Raw genomic sequence first — 15,751 nt, 5'->3', positions numbered from 1 at the left:
AGATAAAGTAATGTAGTTATGTTATTTAAATTAAGAAAGAGAATTTATAAAACTGTAAAAGGCGCTTGCTAATAGTAAGTGCCATTTTTAGTCATTAGAATTATCTATGGTGAGTATATTTACTTAAAACATTTCAATTGCTACAAAAAAGAAATAAAGATGAAATTAAAATATATGCAAAAATTAAAAGATAACCCAAACTTGATTGGGGAATCTTGGGCAGTAAATAAAGGGCTTTCAAAAGAAGATACCTTGATCCTTTCCGAAAAGTTTAATGATGGCAAAGAATTCCCTTTGGTTTTTAATGAGTTTTTAACTTTGGCTGGAGAGTCAAACGGACTTGATATTGTTGCAATATCGGATGACTTTGAACAGCTTAGAGAAGATTGTGAAGAATCATTAGAGTACACAGGTTACAAAATGGATAGACCTTATTTTGTGTTTGACCAGCTTGATGCAATATATAGCATTTTCTTTTTAGATGAGGATAAAGAAGACCCCAATGTATATATACTAGATCCTTCAGGTGCTTATGAGGGAAATGAACCATTTTTAAAGGATGTCAAATACACCTTTAGTAAAATGATTAACGATGCTATTTATAGAAGGTTAAATAACATTCCTTTATAAAATTAAATAAGGGATGAATAAAACAGTATTCATCCTTATTTAGTTATTTTTAATATAGTTATAACCTTTACCTAAACAATATTTCCCATTATTTTTCTATGCAAACGAATTGCAAAACCATCAGATAATCCAGCAATATAACTACATATTTGCATTACTCTATCGTATAAATTTTCTCGTTCTTGCTGATATTCTTGTGGTAATAAATTCAATACTAAGGCATCGTAATTTGACTGCTTATTCTCAAATTTATTATTTAAAGCAGTTACAAAAACATCTAACAAATCGGCAATAATTTTATATCCTGCTACTTCTTTTTCAACTACCTCTTTACTTTTATAAATTTTAGCAACACTAATTTTTATAATGTCGTTAATTTGAGCTTCATATTGACATTTATCTAACAAGCCTTTATCAAAAGTTCCGTTTAAAATAGCCTCCTCATTTGCTAAAAATATAGCTACTGCCTCATTAATTAAAACACCAATTGCCAACGCTCGTAAATAGCTAACCCTATCTTTTTTATGTTTTAAGGAATGGTATTTTGCGCTATCTATCGTGTTTTTAACTAACTTAATCATATACTCTAAGGCATAATCTTCATCAATTAAACCTAAGTTAATACCATCTTCAAAATCGATAATTGTATAACAAATATCATCTGCAGCTTCTACTAAATACGCTAAGGGATGACGATAATAAGAAATCCCAGTACTTTCTTTCTGTTTCAATCCTAAATCTTCAACTAAATCTTGAAAAGCAGTCTTTTCCGACTGAAAGAAGCCATATTTTTTATCTGCTATATGTTTGGTTGGCTTTTTAGGTAAACTCTCTTTAGGATACTTAATAAAAGCTCCTAGTGTAGCATACGACAATCGTAAACCACCCTCAACACCATCTCTACTCTCCGTTAAAATTTTTAAGCCATTTGCATTTCCTTCAAAGTCTATTAAATCTTGATATTCCAGCTCAGTTAACGCTTCTTTATATTGAAGCCCTTTTCCTGTTTTAAAATATTCTCCTATCGCTTTTTCTCCTGAATGACCAAAAGGGGGATTTCCTATATCATGCATTACAGAAGCTCCCGCCACAATAGCACCAAAGTCGTTAAAGGTATATCCTAATTCTACTAATTTAGGATGACGCTTTAACAGCTCCTTTCCTACTCTCCTACCTAATGTCCGACCTACAACAGATACTTCTAAACTATGCGTTAAACGGGTATGTACAAAATCGGTTTTTGATAATGGAATTACCTGGGTTTTATCTTGTAAACTTCTAAAAGCTGATGAAAATATAATTCTATCAAAATCTACTTCAAATCCTAAACGAGTTTCATCTTGTTTAGCTCTCTCACGCTTTTGTGTATCTCCAAATCGCTTTAACGATAGTAATTGCTCCCAATTCATTGTTTTGTCTTTTATTTTCTAATAAAATGTACTTTAACTATTAAGTTGTTTTCAACTTCATAAATCACTACAACTTCTAAAAAATCTGCGCCACTTCTTCCTGTTACCTGTTCTTGATCTATCACTTTATTGTCATATACAATTCTATTCGCTATCGTGGCACACAATTCAGGAGATTCATCAAAAACTACTTTATAAGCATCAGCTAAAGATTTTAATCCTGAAATATAAGGTATTTGCTCTTTAAAATTGTAAATTTTGATATCGTTTGCATAGCATGCTAAAAAATCAGGCAGATTTCTACTATTGTAAGCGTCTAGTTGATTTTGAACTATTTTTTCAGGATTCATAGTGCGAAAATACTAAAAAAGAGAAGCCTTTCGACTTCTCTTTTCCTTTAAATATATATTTGATAATTAAGATCCACACATTAAGCAATCATCGTCTGGTGCTCCATTTTTAGAAGCATCTACCATTTTTTTAAACTCTTCAGCGCTCATTGGCTTATCATCTTCAATTACTTCTTGTTTCTTCTCAATATTTAGGGTAAATTGTTTTGCATTTACAGCCGATTTAGTACGTAAATAATACATTCCCGTTTTTAAACCTGATTTCCAAGCATAGAAGTGCATTGACGTTAACTTACCAAAATCTGGGTCTTTCATAAATAAGTTTAACGATTGAGATTGATCGATAAAATACCCTCTATGGCGAGCCATATCAATAATATCTTTCATGCTCATTTCCCAAACTGTTTTATATAAGTCTTTTAAGTCTTGAGGAATTTCTTCAATATGCTGGATAGATCCGTTTGCACGCATCATCCTTCTTTCATTGCATTATCCCACAATCCTAATTCAACTAAATCTTCTAATAAGTGTTTGTTTACTACAATAAATTCACCAGATAATACTCTACGAGTATAAATATTAGAAGTATATGGCTCAAAAGCCTCATTATTTCCTAGTATTTGAGATGTAGATGCTGTAGGCATTGGTGCTACTAATAAAGAGTTACGAACACCATGCTCAACTACTTCACTTCGTAAAGATTTCCAATCCCATCTTCCACTTAACTCATCATCTTGAATACCCCACATGTTATACTGGAATTCTCCTTCAGACATTGGAGACCCTTTAAAAGTAGAGTATGCTCCTTTTGCTTTAGCCATCTCAACCGATGAGGTTACAGAAGCAAAATATAATGTCTCAAAAATTTCTTGATTCAACGTTTTCGCTTCTTCACTAGTAAAAGGTAAACGTAACATGATAAAAGCATCTGCTAGTCCTTGAATCCCTAATCCTACTGGACGGTGACGAACATTAGAGTTTTCTGCTTCTTTTACTGGGTAGTAATTTCTATCAATTACCGTATCTAGGTTACGTATTACTTTCTTAGTTACATCAAATAATTTTTTGTGGTCAAAAAACTTGTTTCCGTTTTCATCTTGAGCAACAAACATTGGTATTGCTATGGAAGCTAAGTTACACACCGCTACCTCATCGTCAGCAGTATATTCCATAATTTCTGTACATAAGTTTGATGAACGTATGGTACCTAAATTCTTTTGGTTTGATTTACGGTTAGCAGCATCTTTATACAACATGTACGGAGTACCTGTTTCAATTTGAGATTCTAAGATTTTCTCCCATAAATCACGTGCTTTAATCGTTTTTCTTCCTTTTCCTGCTTCTTCATAACTAGTATACAAACGCTCAAATTCTTCTCCGTAAGTATCATATAAATGAGGACATTCATGTGGGCACATTAATGTCCAATCTCCATTTTCTTGCACTCGTTTCATAAATAAATCTGAAATCCACATCGCGTAAAATAAATCACGTGCACGCATTTCTTCTTTACCATGGTTTTTCTTTAAATCTAAAAAATCATAGATATCAGCATGCCAAGGCTCTAAATACATTGCAAAAGACCCTTTACGTTTTCCTCCGCCTTGATCTACATAACGTGCAGTATCATTAAACACACGTAACATTGGTACAATTCCGTTTGAAGTTCCGTTAGTACCACTAATGTATGATCCTGTAGCACGAATATTATGAATAGACAAACCTATTCCACCAGCAGACTGTGAAATTTTAGCTGTTTGCTTTAATGTATCATAAATTCCGTCAATACTATCGTCTTGCATTTGTAATAAAAAACAAGATGACATTTGCGGTTTTGGAGTTCCTGAATTAAACAACGTTGGTGTAGCGTGTGTAAAATATTTTTTACTCATTAGCTCGTATGTAGCAATAGCCTCATCAATATCTTCTTTATGAATACCAATTGAAACACGCATTAACATCTGTTGTGGACGCTCAACAATGTTACCGTTTAATTTTAATAAATAAGAACGCTCAAGCGTTTTAAAACCAAAATAATCATAATTAAAATCACGACTATAAATAATCGTTGAATCTAACTTGTTTGCATTATCCATGATAATCTTATAAACATCATCAGATAATAAAGGCGCTTTGTTACCTGTACGTGGATTCACGTAGTTATAAAGATCAGTCATTGTATCAGAAAATGACTTTTTGGTATTTTTATGTAAGTTAGATACAGCAATTCTTGCAGCTAATTTTGCATAATCAGGATGAGCAGTTGTTAATGTTGCGGCTACCTCAGCGGCTAAATTATCTAACTCTGATGTTGTTACACCATCATATAAACCTTCAATAACCCGCATTGCAACTTTTACAGGGTCAACAATACTGTTTAACCCATAACACATTTTTCTTACTCTCTCCGTGATTTTGTCAAACATCACTGGTTCTTTTCTACCGTCTCTTTTAGCTACATACATATTATTACTTTTGATTTTTTGGTTTACAGGGTCACCAAAGCTATTACTTATAGTAACCTTTTAATAATTAAAAAAATGGTTTCTTTTGAAACTAGATATATAGTGTTAAAACAAACTTATTTGTTTTAACCTTTACATTACCGCATGTAGGGGGTAGCAGTATAATTTTTCCTTTTTAAAAATCAGCATCAAAACTGATACTTCCAGTACCTCCAGATTTTACTCCAGCTTTTTGGTACTCAGACACTCTCTTTTCGAAGAAATTTGTTTTTCCTTCTAAAGAAATCATTTCCATAAAGTCAAATGGGTTAGTAGATTCATAGACTTTTTCACAACCGAATTCTAGTAACAATCTATCGGTTACATACTCCAAATATTGGGTCATTAATTTAGAATTCATTCCAATTAAACTAGCTGGTAATGATTCAGTAATAAACTCACGTTCAATATCAAGTGCAGACACTATAATGTCTTTTATTCTTTCTTTAGGAACTTTATTTACCAAGTGGTTATTGTGTAAATGTACCGCAAAATCACAATGCATCCCTTCATCACGAGAAATTAACTCATTTGAAAAAGTAAGCCCAGGTAATAAACCTCTTTTCTTTAACCAGAAAATAGAACAAAAAGATCCTGAAAAGAAAATTCCTTCTACAGCAGCAAAAGCAATTAAACGTTCAGCAAAAGAATCAGATTCTATCCATTTTAATGCCCAATCTGCTTTTTTTCGAATTGCAGGAAAAACATCAATAGCTTGAAATAAACGATTCTTTTCTTCTTCATCTTTAATATACGTATCAATTAATAATGAATATGTTTCAGAATGAATATTTTCCATCATTATTTGAAAACCGTAAAAGAATTTAGCTTCAGAATACTGAACTTCATTTACAAAGTTTTCAGCTAAATTTTCATTTACAATACCGTCAGACGCAGCAAAAAATGCCAAAACATGCTTTATAAAATAACGTTCATCATCAGATAACTTAGTATTCCAATCATTTAAATCAGAGTGCAAGTCAATTTCCTCTGCTGTCCAAAAACACGCTTGTTGTTTTTTGTACCATTCCCATAAATCATTATGTTGAATTGGAAAAATTACAAATCTGTCTTTGTTCTCTTGTAAAATTGGTTCAATACTAGCCATTCTATAAACTAAAATTTAATGTGTTATTTTTATAGTCGTAAGGGAATAACAAAGATTGGGATTTTTACTAAAAATTGAAAGCCATACTTATTCACAAATCCCTTGAAGTTTTTAACAAAATGGTGTTTTTAAGATTTTAACGCCCTAAAATTACATTTATTAAAAAACTACTAATCAAACAATTAAAAACCTAAAAAAAGCTTCCGTAGTGATAATCACTGAGTTTCTTAAAACAGTTTATTTCATAAAAAAAAGTGATGCTTTTAACATCACTTTTTTATTTTTAAAACATCTCCTATTATTTGTTCTATTTGTTTTTTGGGTAGTGCTCCATTTGCCATTTGAGGCTCTTCTCCTTTAGGGCAAAAAAGCATAGAAGGAATACTTCGAATACCAAATGCAGCAGAAAGCTCTTGTTCTGCTTCAGTATCTACTTTATAAATATGAATTTTACCTTCATACTCGGTACTTAAATCTTCTAAAACTGGAGCTAATGCTTTACAAGGACCGCACCAATCAGCATAAAAATCAATAATTGCTGGAATTTCACCCTCAAAACTCCACTCTTTATTTTTTTCATAGTTAAAAACCTTTTCAAGAAAAGTTTCCTTTGTTAAATTTTCTGTCATTTTAAAATTAATTATATACTTACTTCTACTTTAAATCTCTTAACTTGTAAAATTAGTCGTTTTAACCGACAATAATTACAAAAAACAATTTTATGTTAAAATCCTCTTAAAATCAAGGCTCTTGACTATTTTTCTTCTAACTTTGAGAGAATTATCTAATTCTTTTTAAGATGAAAAAACTAATCTTTCCCATTCTAATTACTGGCACTATATTTATGGCTTGTAAAGAATCAAAAAACACAAAAAACGACATTAGTGTGAACTATCCTGAAACTACTAAAAATCCTGTAGTTGATGATTATTTTGGAACAAAAATAACAGACAACTATCGTTGGTTAGAAGATGATAAAAGTAAAGAAACAGAGGCTTGGGTTAAAGCTGAAAATGAAGTTACTTTTGATTACTTAAATAAAATCCCTTATCGTGAACAATTAAAAGAACGATTGTCTGAATTATGGAATTACGAAAAATTAGGGGTTCCTTTTAAAAGAGGTGATTATACGTATTTCTATAAAAACAATGGCTTACAAAACCATTATGTTTTATACAGAAAAGACAAAGATGGAAAAGAAGAGGTGTTTTTAGACCCAAACACTTTTGCAGAAGACGGAACCACCTCATTAGGTTCAGTTAGCTTTTCCAAAGACAAAAAAACAGTAGCTTATTCAATATCTGAGGGCGGTAGTGACTGGAGAAAAGTAATTATCATGGATACTGAATCAAAAGAAATTAAAGAAGATACCATCGTTGATGTTAAGTTTTCTGGAATATCATGGAAAGGAAACGAAGGTTTTTATTACTCAAGCTATGACAAGCCTGAAGGAAGTCAGTTATCAGCTAAAACTGATCAACATAAATTATACTACCACAAATTAGGAACAAGTCAAAAAGAAGACAAAGTAATTTTTGGTGCTAAACCAGAGGAGAAACATAGATATGTTAGTGGAAGCGTTACCGAAGATGGTAAGTATCTTTTTATTTACCCACGAATATCTACCTCTGGGAATAAATTATTAATGAAAGATTTATCAAACGATAACAATCCTATTGTTACAATTTTAGACACTGACAATAGTGATACTTACGTTATAGAAAACAAAGGGACTCAATTATATTTAGTTACCAACCTTAACGCTCCTAATCAAAAAATAGTTACAGTAGATGCATCAAACCCTACAGAGAAAAACTGGAAAGATTTTATTCCTGAAACAGAAAACGTGTTAAGTCCATCTACTGGTTCTGGGTATTTCTTTGCTGAATATATGGTTGATGCTGTTTCTAAAGTATTACAATATGATTACGATGGAAAGTTAGTACGAGAAATAAAACTACCAGGAGTTGGGTCTGTTGGTGGTTTTGGAGGAAAAAAAGAAGCTAAAGAATTATATTTTTCATTTACCAATTATAACACTCCTGGAACTTCCTATAAATTCAATCCTGAAGATGGAACATATGAAATATACTGGAAGCCAAACATTGCTTTTGATGCTAGTGCATATGAAAGCAAACAAGTTTTTTACAATTCAAAAGATGGTACTAAAATACCAATGATTATAACCTATAAAAAAGGAGTAAAACTTGATGGAAAAAACCCTACTATATTATATGGGTATGGTGGTTTTAATGTAAGTTTAACTCCAAGTTTTAGTGTTGTTAATGCTGTTTGGATGGAACAAGGTGGTGTTTACGCTGTTCCTAACTTACGCGGTGGTGGTGAATATGGAAAAAAATGGCACGATGCAGGTACTCAATTAAAAAAACAAAATGTTTTTGATGATTTTATAGCCGCTGCTGAATATTTAATTAAAGAAAAGTACACCTCATCAGATTATTTAGCCATTCAAGGTGGGTCAAATGGTGGTTTACTTGTTGGAGCAACTATGACACAACGACCAGAGTTAATGAAAGTAGCATTACCTGCAGTTGGAGTACTAGATATGTTACGTTATCATACTTTTACTGCTGGAGCAGGTTGGGCTTATGACTATGGAACTTCCGGGCAAAGCAAAGAAATGTTTGAATATTTAAAAGGGTATTCACCTGTTCACAATGTAAATAAAGATGTAAAATATCCTGCTACAATGGTAACTACTGGTGATCATGATGACAGAGTAGTACCTGCACATAGTTTTAAATTTGCAGCTGAATTACAAGAGAAACAAAAAGGAACTAATCCTGTATTAATTAGAATTGAAACAAATGCAGGTCATGGAGCTGGAACCCCAGTAGCAAAAACTATTGAACAATATGCTGACATATTTGGATTTACATTATTTAACATGGGCTTTGACCAATTACCAGACCTATCTGACTCAAAAATTAAAAGTTAGTTATAAATTTTAAAACTGATTTCAACAATTTAAAAGTATGGATTTATTACTTGTGGAACATTAAAAAAATTTGAACTTTTATTGTCTTTTTTTAACAGATATTTTTGATTTTTTCATGTCAAATTTCGAGAAGATTATTTAAATTGCAATACATTATAAATTATAATTACTATGAATTCATTTAAAAATTTAAAAAAGTATCAATTAAACAAAGATGAACTTAAAAACCTTAAAGGAGGTGATGAACCTATAAAAATATCATATTGCCCTCCTGGTCATATTGAGGTATATGAAAATTATGTTTTTAAAGGATGCTATATTTCTAATCCTTTTTAAATATTCCATTTAGGTTTTAAAACATATTGGCTTAACAATGGTATCATTGTTAAGCCTTTTTATTTAGAGGTATACTAATACAAGCATCAACCTTTATCTAATTATAAAATTAAGGAATGTATGTAAAACTTAAGGAAAGAGTTAAAATTTAGTAAACAAACTCTATTCTTAGAGTATCGTTTATCTTAGACTCACATTGTAAAATAAAAACCGATACATCTGTATCGGTTTTTTTGTCATTCTTTACTTAATCTACTAACTCCACACAATAGAATCCCTTTTTTTCAACTTTATTAATAATATCATTTTCTTCTACATAATCCGTTGCTTCTATTCGTAAAACGTTATCAACGTCTTCAATATCAATTGATACATCAATAATATTTTTGTCTTCATGAAATAACTTATGAATTGATTTCACTTTATATTCAGTATCTATATCAGTTCCGTAAATAAATAATTTCATAATTTATTATTGTTTAGTATCTGTATTACTGTTTTCATCCATACGTTTAATAAATTTTTCGTAGGCTTCACTCCCTTCTTCTTCCCAAAATTTTTCATAATATTGCCAATCTGCAAAGCTCTTAGCACACCTATTTTTTGCGAAAGATTTAAATTTATGTTTTTCTTGTTTTTTTGAAGAGCAATCCGACTTTTGTTTTCCTCCTGACCCTCCAGAGCACAATAAAATTTTAGACAAAATAAACAATCCCACTGCTTGCCAATAACTAATCACTGGTAATCCAAAAATATCTGGCATTAACGTATTCCATAACCACATGATTACATACCCGAAAAGTACAGCTAACCCAATAACAGCTATCACCCCACAAACTATCCTTCCAATAAATATCCCTAAAGACTCCCCTTTAACTCTTTCTTTAAATAAATTTTCCATCTCTTTAAATTCTTATTATGTTTTTAATTCTATTTTTTTTAATAAAATTCCTAATGCTCTATGCCTTCTAGACATTAATGTTCCTATTGGTACTCCTAAATCTTGTGATACTTCATTATATGTATATCCTTCAAAATCTATGGCAATAATTATTTCTTTATATATAGGCTTTAAGCGCAACATTCTTAACTTAATTTCTTCCTTCATTGCATCTGAATAAACATCATCTGAAGCTCCATATAAAGCTTCTGTGAGCTCGTTTAGCTTTAAAGTATCAACATCTTCATCAGATAAATTCTGTTTATTCTTCCTCATCCTATCAATAATCTTGTTTTTTAAGGATCGATACACAAAACTCGCTACATTATTAATAGGAGAATACCCACTTACACCAGAGAACAGCTTAAGCGCCACATCTTGAATAATATCTTCAGCATCTTGATTAATATTTTGCTTTATTTTAGACCCAACATATGACTTAAGAACATTATATTCTTTATCAAAAAATGCTTTGAGCTTTTTATTATTTTCTGATTTGTGGTTCATTTACAAGCTTTTTAATCGCTCTTCAGTTATAAAGACGTACATATTATAATCTATTGCATTTTTTATAAAAAAATTAAAATTCATCATTCAATACAAAGAGGTATTATTTTATTGCTTTGCTTATTTTTGTTCTATGCTACAAGTAAATAATATTTCTTTTCAATATTCTACACAGAAGAACACTTTACAAAACGTGAGCTTTACCCTCAAAGAGGGTGAAAACTTATGCTTAATGGGAGAAAGTGGATGTGGAAAATCTACATTACTGAAAATTATTTACGGTTTATTAGATGTAAATAAAGGTACTATCTTCTGGAAAAAAACTCAAATTTTAGGCCCTGCTTATCATTTAGTTCCAGGCATGGACTTTTTTAAATACGTGGCTCAAGATTTTGACTTAATGCCTTACACTACTGTGAGTGAAAATATTTCAAAATTTTTATCTCGATTTTACCCTAAGAAAGCCCAACAACGAACTAAAGAATTACTTGAAGTTATTGAAATGACTGAATTTGCTCATGAAAAAGTTAAAAATTTAAGTGGTGGGCAACAACAACGAGTTGCTATTGCTAGGGCACTTGCTAAAGAACCAGAGTTATTATTACTAGACGAACCTTTTGGTCAAATAGATAATTTTAAAAAGAACTCTTTAAGAAGAAAGTTGTTTACTTATTTAAAAAACAAAAATATTGCATGTATTGTAGCTACTCATGATGGTGGTGATGCCCTTTCTTTTGCCGATAAAATGATTGTAATTAGAAATAATCAAATACTTGCCAAAGGCACTCCTAAAAAACTATATAATGCACCCGTAGAAAAATATATAGCTTCTTTATTTGATGATGTAAATGAAGTTGTCATTAACAATAGAAAATTACTTTTATATCCTCATCAGGTTAAAATCGTGGAAAAATCAACTATTGTTGCCACCGTTTTAAACTCATATTATAAAGGTTTTTACTGGCTAATAGAAACCGATTTAGAAGGTCAAATAGTATTTTTAAATCATACTTGTAGTCTATATAAAAATACAACAGTCTCACTAAATATTAATAGTGAAACTGTTTAAAAATTCAAACTACTCGTTATAGATTGATAATTACTTTTATTAAACAGTTAGATAATACCAATCCCTACTTTTAGTATTAAAGTATATTTTTTATAGTTATTTTATTTCCATTAAAAATAAGTTCATCATTAACAGTTTTTCCTAATAATAACTTTCCAATTGGAGATGAAACTGAAACTGCAAAAAATGTTTTATCATTGATAAGAATTTTACCTGCTGAAATACTTAAAAAATAAGTAAAAGAATTTGTTTCTATAACACTTCCAAGGCAACCAGTACTAGAATTGGTATTTAAAACTATTCTTGCTAAGGTTTCTTTCATTTGTTGTACACCTTTTAATTGTTGGCCAGCTTTTTCCATTTCTAATTGTAACATGGATCTACCAGTTTCATGCTTATCACCAGCTGAACTTTTTGTTTCAGAGTATAATGCATTTTTATTTGAACTTATAATCCTCTCAATTGTTTCTAAACGATTATTTACAAAAGCCTCACATTCATTATATAGTATTTCTTTTATGTTCATATTAAATCTGCTAACTCTTTACCTATTAAACTACCAATAGCTACTCCCATTCCACCTAAACGAACGCCGCAAAAAACATTATTTGACAGTTGTTTTACTATCGCTTTTTTTTGTGTTCCTACTCCCATTATTCCACTCCATCTGTAATCAACCTCTACGTCCTTGTTTGGTAAAATAACTTTTTGTAAGATTTCATCTAGTTTATTTTGAATTAAATCTGTTTGTCCAAAATTAGTAGTTTCTTCAGTTTTAAAATCAAGATTTCTACCTCCTCCTAACAAAATTCTATTATCAATATTTCTAAAATAATAGTACCCTTTATCTAGATGAAATGTTCCTTTGATATTTAGGTTTTCAATGGGTTTAGTAACTAATACTTGAGCTCTTGCTGGCTTCACATCTTCTTTCAGTAATTCTTTAGCAAAACCATTCGTTGCTATTAATAATTTTCGGGAAGTAAACTCTATTTTGTTTGTTTTGATGTGTACCTTATTTTTATCTTCAATAAAACTTTCAATAGCAATTCCATTCAAAATCTTTATATCTAGATCCTGAGTTTTTTTAAGTAACTGAGTAACCATTTTACCAGTGTCTATCTGACCTTCTAAAGAATTAGTTATATAATTTTTATAGATATTTTCAAATTTAAAAACATTGTCATTAACAGTAAATACATTCCTTTTAAATAATGGATTTAGTAAAGTGTTTATTTCATCTATCTTGTCTAAACACTCATTATAAAAACTTGCATCTAAAAATAATTCATGACCTTTATTTTTCTGAAAATCAATATTTTTATCCCCTAAATTAGTTCGTAATAACTGTAATCCTTCCCATCTTTTCTTTACTAAATTAAAAACTTCTTCTTTACTGTGTGTTTTTAAGTCATCTATAAGTTCAGACAAACTGCCAAAACAAGCAAAACCCGCATTTTTACTGCTTGCTCCTTGGGGTAAAACTCCTTTTTCAACTACTATTATTTTAGCTTGAGGATATTTATTTTTAAGCTCAAAAGCACAATTCAAACCTACAATTCCACTTCCTATTATGGTAAAATCAACATTAGAAAACCACTCTTTTAACTCCCAATAACTATAATTCAACATTTTTTAATCTATAATAAATTAGTAACTTGGCATACTCCTTAAATTTAATAAAACTAAACACTATAAAATGAAAATAATGAAACTCTTCAGTCTATTAATTTTAACTATTAGTTTTACTCAATGCGCTAACATGAAATTTGAAAAAACTCCCCCTTTTACAATCAAAGGAGCCAGCTATGTAAACATTACTGGTGGTATGCCTGGTAATAACAGTACAGATGTAAAAATAGCTTTTTCTTCTCCAAAAAAGGTAATTTTTGAAAAAGTCTATTTCATGAATAAAATTATAGACGTAACAATAGAAACTAAAGGGAGTTCAAAATATATTATTGGAAGGCACTATTACTCATCAGGAAATAACAAGTATAATATACAATTACATGACGATTCCAAAAAAGAATACGGTAATACTCCTCCAAAAGTAAAGAATAAATTTCCTTTCGAATTAAAAGAAAATGAAGCTGTTTTAAGCTACAAAGAAGCTGGAAAAATAAAGTATTTTAAGCTAGAAAACATAAAAAAAGGGAAAGATGTGATTATGCAATAACTTTTTTTTAACCCAATAAAAAACCCCATTTAAAAATATTTTAAATGGGGTTTTTAGTAGTGTTAAAACACTATTATAAATCAAATTTAATTCCTTGAGCTAATGGTAACTCATCAGAATAATTTACTGTGTTTGTTTGACGACGCATGTATACTTTCCAAGCATCAGATCCAGACTCGCGTCCACCACCTGTTTCTTTTTCACCTCCAAAAGCACCACCAATTTCAGCACCAGAAGTACCTATATTTACGTTTGCAATACCACAATCAGATCCAGCATACGATAAAAACTTCTCAGCTTCTTTCATTTCGCTTGTCATAATTGATGATGATAAACCTTGAGCTACACCATTTTGTAATTCAATTGCATTTTCAACTTCTCCTGAATATTTCATTAAATACAAAATTGGAGCGAATGTTTCATGTTGTACTATTTCAAAATGATTTTCTGCTTCAATAATCGCTGGTTTAACATAACAACCACTTTCATATCCTTCTCCTTGTAAAACTCCTCCTTCTACTAATACATTTCCTCCTTCAGCTTTTGCTTTTTCTATTGCCGCTAAATAGGTATTTACTGCATCTTTATCAATTAATGGCCCTACGTGATTATTTTCATCTAATGGGTTTCCTATTTTAATTTGCCCATAAGCACCAACAATAGCATCTTTTACTTTATCGTAAACTGATTCATGAATAATTAACCTACGAGTAGATGTACAACGTTGACCACAAGTTCCTACAGCTCCAAATACAGCTCCTGGAACAACCACTGTTAAATCTGCAGTTGGTGTAATAATAATTGCATTATTTCCTCCTAACTCTAATAAAGATTTACCAAAACGTTCGGCAACTGTTGCACCAACAATACGTCCCATTCTTGTAGATCCAGTAGCAGAAACTAATGGAATTCGAGTGTCAGTAGTAATGTACTCTCCTACTTTATAACCACCGTTAACAATACAAGAAATACCTTCAGGTAAATTATTTTCTTTTAAAACATCTGCTATAATATTTTGACATGCCACTGAACACAAAGGTGCTTTTTCAGACCCCTTCCATACACATACATCTCCACATATCCAAGCTAAAGCAGTATTCCAAGCCCAAACAGCTACCGGAAAATTAAATGCAGAAATAATACCTACAACACCAATTGGGTGCCATTGCTCTCTCATTACGTGCCCTGGTCTTTCTGAAGGAATTACTTGTCCGTTTAATTGACGAGATAAACCTACTGCAAAATCACAGATATCAATCATCTCTTGAACCTCTCCTAAACCTTCTTGATAAGACTTACCCATCTCATAAGAAACTAACTTACCTAAAGGCTCTTTTAATTCTCTTAATTTATTTCCAAACTGACGAACAATTTCTCCTCTTTGTGGAGCTGGCATTGCTCTAAAAGTTTTAAAAGCCGAAGTAGCGGCATCCATTACTTTATCATAATCTTCTCTAGTAGTAGTTTTTACTTTCCCTATTAACTTACCATCAACTGGAGAGTATGATTCAATAATTTCTCCATTAGAAAAATTTACAGAACCTGTAGAAGTTCCGTTGTTTATTTCTTTCAAGCCTAATTCTTTAATAGCTTTATCAATTCCAAAATCAGTCATTTATTTCTAGTTTAATTATTGTTCAACTTTTATGGAAACAAAACTACGAATAAAAATACATTTCAAAAATTAAACATTCAAAGGTTTTTTGTTGTTTTTTATAACTTTATGTGTTAATATAAACAAAATAGCTAATTACTAAAGA

The 15,751-nt window shown here is 30.7% G+C and carries 15 protein-coding genes and 1 pseudogene; 5 read left to right on the top strand and 11 right to left on the bottom strand.

Features of this window, described 5'->3' with window-relative positions:
* The first annotated feature begins 159 nt into the window (after nucleotides 1-159).
* A complete protein-coding gene (locus ACMFBB_RS11950) occupies nucleotides 160-630 on the top strand; it encodes a hypothetical protein (protein ID WP_435261008.1) in 471 nt (156 codons plus the stop codon).
* A 71-nt stretch (nucleotides 631-701) separates the two neighbouring features.
* Here the strand turns inward: ACMFBB_RS11950 and ACMFBB_RS11945 are convergent, their stop codons facing one another.
* From ACMFBB_RS11945 to trxA, 5 genes and pseudogenes are all read right to left on the bottom strand, one after another.
* Entirely contained in the window at nucleotides 702-2,039 is a 1,338-nt protein-coding gene (locus tag ACMFBB_RS11945) for a deoxyguanosinetriphosphate triphosphohydrolase (protein ID WP_435261007.1), read from the bottom strand.
* Nucleotides 2,040-2,050: 11 nt separating this feature from the next.
* Entirely contained in the window at nucleotides 2,051-2,389 is a 339-nt protein-coding gene (locus ACMFBB_RS11940; protein WP_435261006.1) for a nuclear transport factor 2 family protein, read from the bottom strand.
* A 66-nt stretch (nucleotides 2,390-2,455) separates the two neighbouring features.
* A pseudogene (locus ACMFBB_RS11935) lies at nucleotides 2,456-4,854 on the bottom strand (ribonucleoside-diphosphate reductase subunit alpha).
* A 175-nt stretch (nucleotides 4,855-5,029) separates the two neighbouring features.
* Nucleotides 5,030-6,001, bottom strand: coding sequence for a ribonucleotide-diphosphate reductase subunit beta (locus ACMFBB_RS11930; protein ID WP_435261005.1), 972 nt, complete (start codon nucleotides 5,999-6,001; stop codon nucleotides 5,030-5,032).
* A gap of 269 nt (nucleotides 6,002-6,270) precedes the next feature.
* Nucleotides 6,271-6,630 (bottom strand): thioredoxin, encoded by a 360-nt coding sequence (gene trxA / locus ACMFBB_RS11925; protein ID WP_435261004.1) that lies wholly within the window; start codon nucleotides 6,628-6,630, stop codon nucleotides 6,271-6,273.
* A 170-nt stretch (nucleotides 6,631-6,800) separates the two neighbouring features.
* Between trxA and ACMFBB_RS11920 the strand changes: the two genes are divergently transcribed.
* Both ACMFBB_RS11920 and ACMFBB_RS11915 read left to right on the top strand, forming a co-directional pair.
* The gene (locus ACMFBB_RS11920) at nucleotides 6,801-8,960 is read left to right on the top strand and encodes a prolyl oligopeptidase family serine peptidase (protein WP_435261003.1); all 2,160 of its coding nucleotides are present in this window, start codon (nucleotides 6,801-6,803) and stop codon (nucleotides 8,958-8,960) included.
* Nucleotides 8,961-9,131: 171 nt separating this feature from the next.
* The gene (locus ACMFBB_RS11915; protein ID WP_435261002.1) at nucleotides 9,132-9,296 is read left to right on the top strand and encodes a hypothetical protein; all 165 of its coding nucleotides are present in this window, start codon (nucleotides 9,132-9,134) and stop codon (nucleotides 9,294-9,296) included.
* Between the two features lie 247 nt (nucleotides 9,297-9,543).
* Here the strand turns inward: ACMFBB_RS11915 and ACMFBB_RS11910 are convergent, their stop codons facing one another.
* From ACMFBB_RS11910 to ACMFBB_RS11900, 3 genes are read right to left on the bottom strand one after another with little or no spacing between them, the layout of a single operon-like run.
* On the bottom strand, nucleotides 9,544-9,762 hold the full coding sequence (locus ACMFBB_RS11910) for a hypothetical protein (RefSeq protein WP_435261001.1): 219 nt from the start codon (nucleotides 9,760-9,762) through the stop codon (nucleotides 9,544-9,546).
* A 6-nt stretch (nucleotides 9,763-9,768) separates the two neighbouring features.
* A complete protein-coding gene (locus ACMFBB_RS11905; protein ID WP_435261000.1) occupies nucleotides 9,769-10,197 on the bottom strand; it encodes a hypothetical protein in 429 nt (142 codons plus the stop codon).
* Nucleotides 10,198-10,212: 15 nt separating this feature from the next.
* Nucleotides 10,213-10,743, bottom strand: coding sequence for an RNA polymerase sigma factor (locus ACMFBB_RS11900; protein ID WP_435260999.1), 531 nt, complete (start codon nucleotides 10,741-10,743; stop codon nucleotides 10,213-10,215).
* Between the two features lie 133 nt (nucleotides 10,744-10,876).
* On the opposite strand from ACMFBB_RS11900, the gene ACMFBB_RS11895 reads away from it, so the two are divergent.
* Nucleotides 10,877-11,812, top strand: coding sequence for an ABC transporter ATP-binding protein (locus tag ACMFBB_RS11895; RefSeq protein WP_435260998.1), 936 nt, complete (start codon nucleotides 10,877-10,879; stop codon nucleotides 11,810-11,812).
* 76 nt (nucleotides 11,813-11,888) lie between these two features.
* Here the strand turns inward: ACMFBB_RS11895 and ACMFBB_RS11890 are convergent, their stop codons facing one another.
* Both ACMFBB_RS11890 and ACMFBB_RS11885 read right to left on the bottom strand, forming a co-directional pair.
* Complete coding sequence (locus tag ACMFBB_RS11890) at nucleotides 11,889-12,338, bottom strand: 3-oxoacyl-ACP synthase (RefSeq protein ID WP_435260997.1); 450 nt, start codon at nucleotides 12,336-12,338, stop codon at nucleotides 11,889-11,891.
* On the bottom strand, nucleotides 12,335-13,441 hold the full coding sequence (locus ACMFBB_RS11885; RefSeq protein ID WP_435264300.1) for an NAD(P)/FAD-dependent oxidoreductase: 1,107 nt from the start codon (nucleotides 13,439-13,441) through the stop codon (nucleotides 12,335-12,337). The genes ACMFBB_RS11890 and ACMFBB_RS11885 overlap by 4 nt, the downstream gene beginning before the upstream one ends.
* Nucleotides 13,442-13,574: 133 nt before the next feature.
* On the opposite strand from ACMFBB_RS11885, the gene ACMFBB_RS11880 reads away from it, so the two are divergent.
* Nucleotides 13,575-13,991 (top strand): hypothetical protein, encoded by a 417-nt coding sequence (locus ACMFBB_RS11880; protein WP_435260996.1) that lies wholly within the window; start codon nucleotides 13,575-13,577, stop codon nucleotides 13,989-13,991.
* A gap of 73 nt (nucleotides 13,992-14,064) precedes the next feature.
* Here the strand turns inward: ACMFBB_RS11880 and amaB are convergent, their stop codons facing one another.
* Nucleotides 14,065-15,606 (bottom strand): L-piperidine-6-carboxylate dehydrogenase, encoded by a 1,542-nt coding sequence (gene amaB / locus ACMFBB_RS11875; RefSeq protein ID WP_435260995.1) that lies wholly within the window; start codon nucleotides 15,604-15,606, stop codon nucleotides 14,065-14,067.
* Nucleotides 15,607-15,751: the final 145 nt, after the last annotated feature.

Source organism: Tenacibaculum sp. nBUS_03, from assembly GCF_051201695.1.
Lineage (GTDB): Bacteria > Bacteroidota > Bacteroidia > Flavobacteriales > Flavobacteriaceae > Polaribacter.
The sequence above is the reverse complement of the archived record's forward strand: the minus strand, read 5'-3'. Positions and strand labels throughout refer to the sequence as shown.

Excerpts from the sequence above, each read along its gene's own strand:
- ACMFBB_RS11930 (WP_435261005.1), bottom strand. The coding sequence starts at position 6,001 with ATGGCTAGTATTGAACCAATTTTACAAGAGAACAAAGACAGATTTGTA.
- ACMFBB_RS11890 (WP_435260997.1), bottom strand. The coding sequence starts at position 12,338 with ATGAACATAAAAGAAATACTATATAATGAATGTGAGGCTTTTGTAAAT.
- ACMFBB_RS11945 (WP_435261007.1), bottom strand. The coding sequence starts at position 2,039 with ATGAATTGGGAGCAATTACTATCGTTAAAGCGATTTGGAGATACACAA.
- ACMFBB_RS11920 (WP_435261003.1), top strand. The coding sequence starts at position 6,801 with ATGAAAAAACTAATCTTTCCCATTCTAATTACTGGCACTATATTTATG.
- trxA (WP_435261004.1), bottom strand. The coding sequence starts at position 6,630 with ATGACAGAAAATTTAACAAAGGAAACTTTTCTTGAAAAGGTTTTTAAC.
- ACMFBB_RS11905 (WP_435261000.1), bottom strand. The coding sequence starts at position 10,197 with ATGGAAAATTTATTTAAAGAAAGAGTTAAAGGGGAGTCTTTAGGGATA.
- ACMFBB_RS11895 (WP_435260998.1), top strand. The coding sequence starts at position 10,877 with ATGCTACAAGTAAATAATATTTCTTTTCAATATTCTACACAGAAGAAC.
- ACMFBB_RS11880 (WP_435260996.1), top strand. The coding sequence starts at position 13,575 with ATGAAATTTGAAAAAACTCCCCCTTTTACAATCAAAGGAGCCAGCTAT.
- ACMFBB_RS11940 (WP_435261006.1), bottom strand. The coding sequence starts at position 2,389 with ATGAATCCTGAAAAAATAGTTCAAAATCAACTAGACGCTTACAATAGT.
- ACMFBB_RS11900 (WP_435260999.1), bottom strand. The coding sequence starts at position 10,743 with ATGAACCACAAATCAGAAAATAATAAAAAGCTCAAAGCATTTTTTGAT.
- ACMFBB_RS11915 (WP_435261002.1), top strand. The coding sequence starts at position 9,132 with ATGAATTCATTTAAAAATTTAAAAAAGTATCAATTAAACAAAGATGAA.
- ACMFBB_RS11910 (WP_435261001.1), bottom strand. The coding sequence starts at position 9,762 with ATGAAATTATTTATTTACGGAACTGATATAGATACTGAATATAAAGTG.
- amaB (WP_435260995.1), bottom strand. The coding sequence starts at position 15,606 with ATGACTGATTTTGGAATTGATAAAGCTATTAAAGAATTAGGCTTGAAA.
- ACMFBB_RS11950 (WP_435261008.1), top strand. The coding sequence starts at position 160 with ATGAAATTAAAATATATGCAAAAATTAAAAGATAACCCAAACTTGATT.